Genomic DNA, 12,451 nt, shown 5'->3' on the forward strand with positions numbered 1-12,451 from the left:
AACTTAATTAAAATTAATTGGTAATCATTATTTATATTGCTAGAATAAAATGTAAATACGATAATCTAAATAATATAACTATCTCGTAGTTAAGGAATAAGAAGTGAAAAAATTATACACAATTATTTTATTTTTTTTATTTTTAACTAATGCAGTAAGTGCACAAGATATCAAAAATTTAAGTATTAACGATTTGTCTAACTTAGCATCAGAACAAAACGATCCTGAAGCACAATTTTATTTAGGTGTAATGTATGAACAGGGTAAAGGTGTTGAACAGGACTATGAAAAAGCTAAGCAATGGTATGAAAAAGCGGCATCGCAAGGTATTGTTGAGGCTCAATTCAATTTAGGACAAATTTACTACACAGGTATGGGAAGTGCTCCAGATTATGTTCAATCTAAAAACTGGTTTGAGAAAGCCGCATCACAAGGTGATGTTGATGCGCAATTTAATTTGGGCATGATGTACGAGAATGGTAGAGGTGTTGAACAAGATTTTACTCAAGCAAAAACATGGTACGAAAAAGCAGCTGCACAAGGTTTTGTCGATGCTCAATTCAATTTAGGCATTATGTATGACACTGGAGAGGGAATAGAGCAAAATTATGCCAAAGCAAAAGAGTGGTTTGAAAAGGCAGCACTTCAAGGTGATGCTGAAGCACAAACTAATTTAGCGTGGATATATTATGAAGGCAAAGGCGTTGAAAAAGATTTAAAATTGGCGAAAGAGTGGTTTGAAAGAGCCGCAGCTCAAGATCAACCTGAAGCTCAGTATAATTTAGGTATCATGTATGAAGATGGAAATGCGGTAAAAAGAGATCCAGAACAAGCACAAAAATGGTACAAAAAAGCATGTGAAAATGGACTGGATAGTGAAATTTGTAAATAAGCTATCAATCCAAAGAACATTTGGTCTAAAGTAAATCTATTTTAATTGAAAAATCGATTACACGGTTTTGTCATCAAATCCATGTTTAATAAAATCTTTCCTGATGCAGAAATACATCTTTAGATTCCTAATTTTCTCTATATCGTTTATGCTTATCATAATAAAACAATTTAAACTGTTCGGTATAAACTTGTTTTCTGAGGTAATAATAATCAAGGAACAAAATAAGAAATGAAGAAATATCTACTAATATTATTACTCATGTCAATAAATTTGGTTCATGCCAATGAGCAAGAAAATTTAAAATTAGATGAGTTGTTACAGTTGGCTTATGAACAACAAGTTCCAAGTGCACAATATGAGTTAGCGGTTCGATATCAAGAAGGCAATGGTGTTGAAAAAAACTATCTAAAGGCTAAAGAATTATTTGAAAAGTTAACTTCGCAAACCAACAATGATGTTAAATTTAGAGTTGGTTTTTTGTATTTTATCGGTGATGAAGGATTAGAAAAAAATTACGCTAAAGCTAAAGAATGGTTTGAAAAAGCAGCCGCTGAAGGTGATAGTAATGCTCAATTTTATTTGGGCGTTTTATATCAACATGGATATGGTGTAATAAAAGATTATAGATTAGCAAGAAAGTGGTTTGCCAGTGCTGCTAATCAGGGGCACAGTGATGCTCAAGCTAATTTAGGGCAGTTTGCACTTTATGGTATAGGGCAAATGCAATATATTGATGGTGCCAAATATTGGCTTAACATTGCCGCTCTGCAAAATCATCCCAAAGCCCAATACTACTTAGGCATAATAAACTATGCAAAAGCACAAGAAGATGCAAACTATTATATTGACGCTAAAAATTGGTTCGAAAAATCTGCTAAGCAGGGCTATGCTTATGCACAATATAAATTAGGTCAGCTATATCTACGTGGTGAAGGGGTAAAGCAAGACGAAAACATTGCTAATCAGTGGTTTGAGGCTGCACGTCAACAAGGTTTATCTCAAGCAGAATTTAACAAAATAGATAACAATGAAGATGTTGACGACCTTAGTCAGGATTATAGTAAAGTTCAACAATGGTATGAAAAAAGATCATTACAAGGCGATATCAATGCAATGGTATCTTTAGCTTTTAGTTATACCAATCAAGAACCATATGGTGTTGATGTCAATTTTTCCAAAGCCAAACAATGGTTCGAAAAAGCCGCAGAACAAGGCGATCTTGATGGTGAATACGAAACAGGTATCTACTATTATTATGGTATTGGTTCAGAACAAGATTATGTACAAGCTAAGCAATGGTTAGAAAAATCAGCTAAACGAAATGATAAATTGTCGCAATACTTTTTAGCTATGCTGTATAAAAATGGCAATGGTGTAAAACAAGATTTTGTCAAAGCTAAAGAGTTGTTTGAGAAAAGTGCAGCACTTCCTGACTCAAGACCGCAAGAGCAATTAGGATTACTTTATTTAAATGGCGATGGGGTAAAACAAGATTATGTAAAAGCCAAAGAGTTTTTTGAAAAAGCGGCAACAAAAATTAGTGATCATGCTGAATTTAATTTAGGTCTAATGTATCAAAATGGTAAAGGTGTTAAACAAGACTATGTCAAAGCTAATGAGTGGTTCGAAAAAGCCGCTTCACGAGGCAACTCTAATTATCAGTTTTATCTAGGTGAAATATATAAAAAGGGACAAGGTACTGAGATTAATTTCACTAAAGCTCAACAATGGTATGAAAAAGCCGCTTTACAAGGTAATGTGAATGCACAATATGCTTTGGGCAAATTTTATCAATATGGTTATGGTGTTACGCAAGATATTATTAAAGCTAAGCAGTGGTATGAACAAGCGGCGCAGCAAGGGCATGATGATGCGCAGGTGCAATTAGCAAGTTTGTACTTAACAGCGAATGGTACCGATCAAGATTATGTAAAAGCTAAACAGTGGTTTGAAAGAGCTGCTTTAAAAAATAACATGGATGCACAACTAGCATTGGCTAATTTGTATGAAACAGGGCAAGGCGTTGCCCCCAATCCTGCTAAAGCTAAAGAGTGGCGAAAAAAAGCAACAAATAAATCCGAAAGTGTAGATGATGTAACAAACGAAACAACGCTATTATCGCATGAAGCTAAAATGTTAGCCTTGAATGAACAGTTAGCGCTACAAGGCGATGTAACCGCTCAGTTACAGTTAGCATTTTTATATGCAAAGAATAATAATGGAGTACAACAGAATAATAAGAAAGCTAAAGAATGGTTTGAAAAGGCGGCACTACAAGGTAATGCTGATGCTCAATATAATATCGGAAAATTTTATCTTGAAGGTATTGGTGTTGAGCAAAATTCGACCATTGCTAAAGCGTGGTTCGAAAAAGCAGCATTACAAAATGATAGTCGTGCTCAACTGGCGTTAGGACTGATTTATGCCAAAGGTAAGGGGATCGAACAAGATTACACTGCTGCAAAACAATGGTTTGAAAAGGCTGCCGCACAAAATGATGCTAACGCAGCATTCAACTTGGGCTTAATATATGACAAGGGCTATGGTGTTGAACAAGATTATACTAAAGCCAAACAGTGGTACCAAAATGCTGCATTGATGGGGAGTGATGAAGCCCAATTTTATCTTGGTGAAATGTATCGAATGGGGCATGGCGTACCTCTAAAAAACTATACTGAAGCTAATTATTGGTACTGGAAATCCGCTGACCAAGGTAATGTTAAAGCATCATATATGGTGGCTTATTTCGATTTTTATGGTCTAGATAGTACCGAGTTTAATGGATATTCATTAGATTATTTTCTAAATGCCGCTTATCAAAATCAACCTCGCGCTAACAGCGCCTTGGGACAAATTTACTATTATGGCGTTGATGATAAGAGTGGCTATAATAATTATGTTATCAAGCCAGATTTTACTAAAGCAAAACAATTTTTTGAACAGAGTGCAGCACAAGGTTTTGCGCATTCCCAGTATTATTTAGGGGTAATGTATTTACATGGCTTAGGCGTCAAAAAAAATCCTAAATTAGCTAAGCAATGGTTACAAAACGCTTGCGAAAATGGCTTTCAACATCAAATTTGTCAATAATCAAATAGATGATGTGTATATTCAATAAAAAATAGTATTTAAATAAAATAACCTGTTAGCGCTTTTACCTGAGTAAGGGTTTAATCAAAGATAGTTGAAGCCACCATTGTTATGACCTAACAACGGGGATTTCAAGTAATGGAGTTTAGAAATAAAAGATGAATAAAAATGTAACTGCTTTACTCTTATTTTTATTGTCTGTGAGTTCAGCCAACGCTAATGAATTAAAAAAATTAAGTAATGATGAACTTTTGCAAATGACAGCTGAAAGTTTACCAGAAAAACCGCAATATGATTTTGGCATTCAATATCAATATGTTGATGGTAATGAGCTACAAGATAGTATTAAATTAAAACAATGGCTTGACGCTGCTGCTTTACAAGGTGATGCTGGTGCAGAATTTGATTTAGCCACATTGTACCAAAATAGCATTGGTATTGAACACAATAGTCACTTAGCTAAGCAATGGTATGAAAAATCAGCACAACAAGGAAATGCTGATGCTCAATATGCTTTAGGCTGTTATTACTTTTATGGGTATGCTGGTGAACAAGATTATGCTAAAGCAAAAGTGTGGTATGAAAAAGCGGCTCTACAAGGTGATGTACGTGCACAATTGCAATTAGGTTTAATGTTTACAAATGGGTATGGTGTTGAAAAAGATTATCAGCAAGCAAAAAGTTGGTTTGATAAGTCAGTTGCACAAAACGATAATCGCGCTAAAGTAATGTTAGGTCTAATGTATTTAAATGGTAACGGCGTTGAGAAAAATTATAATGATGCAAAATCATGGATTATAGACAGCGCCAAATTAAACATTGAAAATGACCTTGCTCTTATGTATATAAATAATGATGGCAGCCAACCAGATTATGTTCAAGCGATAAAACTATTTGAAGATGCTGCAAAAACTGATGTTCATGCAAAATATTACTTAGGATTAATGTTTATTCAAGGTGTTTTTGTTGAGCCAAACTATGTCAAGTCAACACAATACTTTATTCAAGCATGTGATGACCCTGATGTTGGTGATATTCCAATTTGTTTTTGATCTTTAACCTTAAAACTGGTCATAATTTATATCGATTAAAAAAGTAATGAATTTATTTTTTTATACTAACTATTGGTGACATCGACTCTTTATCGATTTGAAATACCAAAATAGTACCGTAAATGCAACGCCAGTTGATAAAAGATCTGCTGTTGGTGATGAGGCCCAAACTCCATCTAATCCAAAGCATAACGGTAATAGGTATAGTGTTGGCAATAAGATCAAAATTTGTCGGGAAAGACTTAATAAAATGGATATTTTTGCCATACCAATACACTGAAAAAAGCTTGTGGTAACCATTTGAAAACCGACAAAAGCAAACGATAAAGTCGTGTATCGTAAAGCTATCGCCGATATGTGCACTAAATCCTCATCAGAACTAAATGCGCGCACTAACACATCTGGAACAAAAAATCCTAAAATAAAGCCAATGCTAGTAATGACTGTTGCAACTTTGACCCCATAGAAGAAAGTGGCTTTAACTCGTAGATAGTCTTTCGAACCATAGTTATAACCAATAATCGGTTGCATTCCTTGATTGATACCAATAACAATCATAATAATCAATGTAATTAATCGATTAGCATTGGAATAACCTGCAATTGCATCATCACTTGAAACGTTTGACAAAGGAGCATAATGGGTAAGTTGCCAATTAATAAACACAACCACAATAGAGGCGGCGACTTGCATCGCAAAAGGTGACATACCAATTGATAAAATTGATTTAATATATATCCAATTAAGTCTAAAGTTACATCGATACAGTTTGATATTACTATTTTTACTGATAAAGTGCTGCATCACAAATAAAAAGCTAATGAACATCGATAAAGTAGTTGCAAAAGCTGCGCCACGCATCCCCCAACCAAAGCCAATGATAAAAATAGGTGCTAAAATGATGTTGGCAATGACACTAATAAACATGGTGACCATTGCTTTAAATGGGTAACCGCTTGCCCGCATCATATTGTTATAATTAAATGTTAACGTAATAAATATGCTACCGGGCAAATATACTTGCAAAAACTCTTTAGCATATTGATGATTGGTTGGGCTGGAGCCGACAAAATGTAACACGGGATCAACAAAGTAGAGTAGTGATGCTAAAGTTATACCGCTTAAAACAGCCGTTAACATAAATGATGTGCCAGCAATTTTTTCGGCTTTATCCGTTTCTCCACGACCTAAAAAAATCGATATGCGACTGGCTGACCCAATACCTACAAGCATACCGATACCCGCGGTCAGGTTCATTACAGGTAAAATAATACCAGCCCCACTCAGTGCCTCACGACCAATCCAGTGACCAATAAATATCCCATCAATAATGTTATACAGTGTATTGACAATAGTACCAATTACCGCCGGTAAAGCATACTGCCAAAATAACCAACTAATTTTTTTATTTTTGAAATCATTGTAAACATCTTGAGAGTGAGTCATCGATTCTATTTTCCCACAGTTAAATGTTGTAAAAAATATTAAAAAAGCGCGATATTTGCGTTTGAAATAATTTAAATTGCATGACTAAAGGGGTATTAAAAGCGTAATGACTGATCTCAATACCAACTAATTTAAATTTATTTAGTCTAACACGTTATAACAAACGTTTAATAATTCTATCAACACGAATGCGACTTAAGCGTTTAATCAATTTATGTACCTGTTTTGGATAAAATTGACTAGCTTGAATTTGTTGGAAATGAGTAACCAATGTCGTTTTTTGACGAATGGTATCGAGTTCCTGCTTAATTTGTTTTTGTAACTCTTGTTTAGGGTCATGAACTAAAATGCCATTTTCCAGATCTAAACGCCAAGCACGCGGATTAAGATTATTGCCTGTAATAAGCATCCATTGATTGTCCACCCAAACACCTTTAAGGTGATAAGTTTGATCTTCATCTTTCCACAAACGAATAATTAATTGTTGTTTATCAATATAAGGTTGTAAGCGTTCAATAAAGTTTCTTAAATTGATTTCGTATAAATAAGGTAATCCACCCGAAATATTAAAAGGTTTATCTGGCGGAATATAAAAATCATTTGCTTCTTTATCGCCAATAATAATTTCCACTTGTCTCCCTTTTCTAAGTAATCGAATAATATCGCGAACCAAGATATTGGGTAAATTGAAATAAGGGGTACAAAATATAACGTTATGTTGCGTTGTATTAATCAGATGATGAATAATTTTATTTAAATTATTATTGCGCCCAAGTCCTGCAATAGGCGAGACGGTTAATTCATTGTTACTTGCATAACTTTCATATTGATAATTTGCTTCACTAAGGTGTTGGCGTAATGTTTTTATTTCAGCTTTAATTTGTTTACGGGTTTTATGGTGTTCTACATCTAAACGCTGTAATCCCTCAAAAGGTAAAAAATTATCATTGACATATTTTATCATGCAATCAGCTAGCGTTTTATTTGTGATAAAATGATATCTATCATACCGATATTTATTGAACTTATGTAAATAGACATTATTGATACTTGCCCCGCTATATATGACTGTATCATCAATAATTAACCCTTTAAGATGTAACACACCAAGTACTTCTCGACGGTTAATGGGTACACCATAAACTGGAATGTCAATATCGGGATGCTGCTGCTTCATCTGATTATAATAACGAGCATTGGTTTGGTTTTTATCTTCTCCAAACCGTCCGCGTTGTGCTCGATGCCAGTCGACAAAAATTTTAATGTCTAAATTTGGTTTTTGTTTTTTTGCCTGATAAAGTGCATTTAAGATTTCTTGTCCAGCTTCATCTTGCTCTAAATATAACGCTATTATGTAAATTCGGTGTTGTGCTTTATAAATGCTGTCGAGCAAAGCAATTCTGTATGCATTTGGATCAAATAAAATGCGGTATTGACTAGCATCTTGAGGAATTTTTGCTAAATCATCAAGATGCTTTTGATGGTTATATCTAATAAAAGGTATTCTCATTATTTATATATTATTGTAACTGGACTATGTAGTAGCATAGCATAAAATACACCAGAAAATAATACTCCTTTTTACATTACATTAAGGGCATAAATCAAGTTTGTAACAAGCTTCGATTAATGACTATTCAACTTTATTGTTAAGCTTGTTCATCGACCCATGATTCAATAAGCTTATAAGTCAATGCTAACACAACTGGACCGATAAACAATCCCATAATACCAAAGGCGAGTATTCCTCCAATAACACCAAACAATATGAGCAAAAATGGTAAATCGGCGCCTTTTTTTATTAAATATGCACGCATTACACTATCAAGTGTGGTTAAAATAATCGCAACAAAAATTAATACAATCGCCGAAATGGTATTTCCATCCCAAAATTGCCAGATAATGCAGCCTATCATGACAATGACCGGACCAATTTGCGCCACACAGCAGATAAATAAAATGAGCGTCAAAATGCCAGGGAAAGGCATGTTAGTAAGCACAAAACTGATGCCACCAATTAGTGCTAACGTAATGGCGGTAACGACAACACCTAAAGCTACGGCTCTTATTGCTTGACCAGCTAAAGTAACGGTTGTTTTACCATAGTGTTTTGATAAACGATTAGCAAAAACATAGACGTATTTTGTAATACTTTCACCTTTAAGAAATAATAATAAACTAAAAATGATCATTACACCGGCATGGAAGATGAATATACTGATATTGGTCGCTTGTTCTAAAAGCCATCCAACCAAAATACCGATATATGGCTGGATATCAGAAATCAGCTCCGATCCATCTGTTTGAATAATTTCTAACCATTTTTGGTGTAACTCATTTCCAAACATAGGTAGGCTACTTAACCAATCTAATGTCGGTAATTCACGATGAGGTAGTGTTCTAGCCCATTCAATTAAATAATGACCATTTTGTGCAACACTACTAATAATTAATATAAATGGTATAATACAAACGAAAGCCAAAATTAGTGCCATGACTAATAGTGATAACCAGCGTTTATTAAATAGTTTTTGTTGGATTTTGATCATTAATGGCCAAGTGGCAATAACCACCATGACCGCCCAAAAAAAACCAAACAAAAAAGGTTCAACTACACGATAAGTAATAATGATTAGTAATCCTATTATTAATAGGTTTAGAATCAATTTAAGTAAATCGTACGTATTGTTTTCAGCTGGCATTTTTGTACCATATTATTTAGTCTAGAAAATGTTATTATACGCAATAAGATTTAAAAAGCATATGTTGTATGTTAACCATTATACTTTTTTCGGAGGTGTAAAAATGAAGAAAATAATGTTATTAATGATGATGAGTGTTGCATTAGCGGCGTGTTCGACATCACCAAAATCAGCTAAAGTTGTACAAAATGTAAATGATACAGCACCTTTCCCAGAAGCCATGCCTGGCTATACTCGCTATGCTATTCATCTTCCTGCATTAAAAGATGAAAATAGTGCCCGTGTCGAAGTATTAGTTGGTAAAGATATGAATGTTGATTGTAATGCGCATAGCCTTAGCGCGACTATTAAACAACAAGAATTAAAAGGTTGGGGATATTCATATTATGTGGTAGATAAAGCCAAAGATGGCATATCAACACTCATGGCTTGCCCAGAAAGTGCTAATAAAAATCAATTTGTAACTATCGGTAACAATATTGGAACGCTAAATTATAATAGCCGTTTACCAATCGTTTTTTATGTACCAAATGATTTAACTGTTAAATATCGTGTTTGGCAAGCAGATGCCAAAATTTTGCAAGCGACTGCCGAATAAAACAGCTAAATTAATTGTCAATTTATGATAAATAGTGGGTTGAGCGGTCAAAATATCGTCACTCAACCCCGAAACTTAGGATATTTGATATTTTAAGTAGACATCTCAAAAAAAAAAGGTATTTTATCCCTCGTAATGCAAGGTTAGCTCTACTCGTTCATTAAATTTATTAATGACTTGTGATTGCCTGATTACCTCGGTTTCGCCATACTTTTTAACGAAGTTATTGGTAAAATTTGGGGGTCCATTGAAGTTATCCAATGGGCTTGTGTCTAACATGTAATATCCCTAAACTAGAGGAGAAGTGGTGAGCATGTTTACTCAACGTAAAACAATTCTTTCAATCGTAGCTGGTGTTTCACTAGCGTTATCTCAATCAGCAATAGCTAAAGATCGAGTCGTCCATTTTTATAATTGGGCAGGACAAATCGGTTCACAAACTATCAGTGATTTTGAAAAATCAACAGGTATAAAACTGGTTTATGATGTTTATGATTCAAACGAAGCATTAGAAGGAAAACTCATGGCAGGGCATTCAGGTTTTGATGTCGTATCGCCTTCTGATAGCTTTTTAGCTAGACAAATTAAATCTGGAATTTATTTACCGCTAGATAAAAGTAAATTACCAAATTGGAAAAATCTAGATCCTAATTTAATGAAATTGATGGCTAACCACGATCCTGATAATACCTATGCCATTCCTTATGTTTGGATGACAACGGGTATTGGTTATAACATCGATAAGGTGAAAGAACGTTTAGGCGATAATGCGCCTGTAGATAGCTGGGACTTAGTGTTTAAACCCGAAAATATGGAAAAACTCAAAGATTGTGGAGTCGCATTTTTAGATGCTCCGACCGAAATTTTTGCTAGTGCTCTTCAATATTTAGGTAAAGATCCAAATAGTACAGATGCTAAAGATTACACTGGTGCTGCTTACGAGTTGTTAGAAAAAGTGAGACCGAATATTCGTTACTTCCATTCCTCACAATATATTACAGATCTTGCTAACGGCGATATTTGCGTTATTTTAGGTTGGTCAGGCGATATTTTACAATCCCGAGATAGAGCAAACGAAGCGAAAAACGGCGTACATATTGGTTATCAAATTCCAAAAGAAGGGGCATTAGTCTTCTTTGATACTTTTGCTATTCCAAAAGATTCAGAAAATGTAGAAGAAGCACATGAGTTCTTAAACTTTGTCATGAAACCAGAAATTGCAGCGCAAGTAACCAACGATGTTAACTTTGCAAGTGCGAATAAAGCGGCTAATGATGAGTTTGTGAAACCAGAAGTGAAAAATGATCCAGCGGTTTATCCAAAACCAGAAGTAATGGAAAAATTATTCACTTTAAAAGTAAAAGAACCAAAACTTGAACGTGTTATTACCCGCACGTGGACAAAACTAAAAACTGGTAAATAACCGATATTTTTGGTACTACACTATTTACTAGTCTAATATAGACGGAGAGGTTAATTTGATCTTTCCGTCTCGTTTTTTATGGCTTGTTGTTATGAGGAAAAAAGAGTGAACAATAAAACAACAAATCAGGTACAGCCTAAAAAAAAGATGATAACTCCATTACTGGAGATCAAAAATTTAACGAAAGTTTTTAATGATGATTATTATGCGGTTGATGATGTCAACCTCACCATTTATACCGGTGAGATATTTGCCTTGTTAGGGGCATCGGGCAGTGGAAAATCAACATTATTGCGTATGCTTGCTGGTTTTGAACAACCTACATCCGGACAGATTATTTTAGATGGTAAGGACTTATCGCAAGTGCCTCCTTACAATCGCCCAATCAATATGATGTTTCAATCGTATGCTTTATTTCCTCACATGACGGTTGAGCAAAATATTGCTTTTGGCTTAAAACAAGACAAATTAAATGCGCACGAAATCAAACAACGCGTTGAAGAGATGTTAGCGCTTGTTCATATGGAACAATTTGGTAAACGTAAGCCCCATCAGCTATCAGGTGGTCAAAGACAACGTGTAGCGTTGGCTCGCAGTCTAGCGAAAAGACCAAAATTATTATTACTTGATGAACCAATGGGTGCATTGGATAAACAACTTCGTGATCGTATGCAACTTGAAGTAGTTAGCATTTTAGAACAAGTAGGTGCAACTTGTGTCATGGTTACGCACGATCAAGAAGAAGCAATGACGATGGCAGGACGAATTGCCATTATGAATAAAGGTCAATTTGTACAAATCGGTGAACCAGAAGAGATTTACGAACATCCAAACAGCCGTTACAGTGCTGAATTTATTGGATCAGTGAATATTTTCGATGGTATTTTGCAAGAAACATTAGAAGATGGTTTGATTCTTAACTGCCCAATGATCAAACACCCATTAAAAGTCGATTATGATTCACCAGCGGTTGAAGGTGTTCCTATTCAAGTTGCACTACGCCCAGAAAAAATTAAATTATGTGACGAAATTCCAGAACAAGGTTACAACGTAGCAAGTGGTGAGGTTGTTGAAATTGCCTATCTTGGTGATTTATCAATTTATCATGTCAAATTACCAAGTGGGCAAATTATTATTGCGCAGTTACAAAACGAACATCGTTATCGTAAAGGTATGCCAACATGGGGCGACATTGTCAATCTGAGTTGGGATATTGATAGTTGTGTTGTGCTTACCGAATAAACA

The 12,451-nt window shown here is 34.7% G+C and carries 9 protein-coding genes; 6 read left to right on the top strand and 3 right to left on the bottom strand.

The genetic code is table 11. The features are described 5' to 3' along the window. The first annotated feature begins 103 nt into the window (after positions 1-103). The 3 genes from J3U56_RS04990 (at position 104) to J3U56_RS05000 (ending at position 5,037) form a co-directional block, all read left to right on the top strand. Positions 104-892, top strand: coding sequence for a tetratricopeptide repeat protein (locus tag J3U56_RS04990; protein WP_267348233.1), 789 nt, complete (start codon positions 104-106; stop codon positions 890-892). Between the two features lie 231 nt (positions 893-1,123). Next, positions 1,124-3,985 (top strand): SEL1-like repeat protein, encoded by a 2,862-nt coding sequence (locus J3U56_RS04995; protein ID WP_267366908.1) that lies wholly within the window; start codon positions 1,124-1,126, stop codon positions 3,983-3,985. Positions 3,986-4,143: 158 nt separating this feature from the next. Then, on the top strand, positions 4,144-5,037 hold the full coding sequence (locus J3U56_RS05000) for a tetratricopeptide repeat protein (RefSeq protein WP_267332543.1): 894 nt from the start codon (positions 4,144-4,146) through the stop codon (positions 5,035-5,037). Between the two features lie 69 nt (positions 5,038-5,106). On the opposite strand, the gene J3U56_RS05005 is transcribed toward J3U56_RS05000, so the two are convergent. The 3 genes from J3U56_RS05005 to ydiK all read right to left on the bottom strand — a co-directional run bounded on the left by J3U56_RS05005 (position 5,107) and on the right by ydiK (position 9,185). Continuing rightward, positions 5,107-6,483 carry an MATE family efflux transporter gene (locus tag J3U56_RS05005; RefSeq protein ID WP_267332544.1) on the bottom strand — a complete coding sequence of 459 codons (1,377 nt, stop codon included), beginning with the start codon at positions 6,481-6,483 and terminating at the stop codon, positions 5,107-5,109. A 154-nt stretch (positions 6,484-6,637) separates the two neighbouring features. Continuing rightward, positions 6,638-7,993 (bottom strand): CDP-diacylglycerol--serine O-phosphatidyltransferase, encoded by a 1,356-nt coding sequence (gene pssA / locus J3U56_RS05010; protein ID WP_267366911.1) that lies wholly within the window; start codon positions 7,991-7,993, stop codon positions 6,638-6,640. 139 nt (positions 7,994-8,132) lie between these two features. Beyond that, entirely contained in the window at positions 8,133-9,185 is a 1,053-nt protein-coding gene (ydiK, locus tag J3U56_RS05015) for an AI-2E family transporter YdiK (RefSeq protein WP_267332546.1), read from the bottom strand. A gap of 103 nt (positions 9,186-9,288) precedes the next feature. Between ydiK and eco the strand changes: the two genes are divergently transcribed. From eco to potG, 3 genes are all read left to right on the top strand, one after another. Next, positions 9,289-9,783 (top strand): serine protease inhibitor ecotin, encoded by a 495-nt coding sequence (gene eco / locus J3U56_RS05020; RefSeq protein ID WP_267332547.1) that lies wholly within the window; start codon positions 9,289-9,291, stop codon positions 9,781-9,783. A 313-nt stretch (positions 9,784-10,096) separates the two neighbouring features. Continuing rightward, positions 10,097-11,206, top strand: coding sequence for an extracellular solute-binding protein (locus J3U56_RS05025; RefSeq protein WP_065635108.1), 1,110 nt, complete (start codon positions 10,097-10,099; stop codon positions 11,204-11,206). 105 nt (positions 11,207-11,311) lie between these two features. Beyond that, positions 11,312-12,448 carry a putrescine ABC transporter ATP-binding subunit PotG gene (potG, locus tag J3U56_RS05030; protein ID WP_218056922.1) on the top strand — a complete coding sequence of 379 codons (1,137 nt, stop codon included), beginning with the start codon at positions 11,312-11,314 and terminating at the stop codon, positions 12,446-12,448. Positions 12,449-12,451: the final 3 nt, after the last annotated feature.

Source organism: Gilliamella sp. B2824 (assembly GCF_026536245.1).
Lineage (GTDB): Bacteria > Pseudomonadota > Gammaproteobacteria > Enterobacterales > Orbaceae > Gilliamella.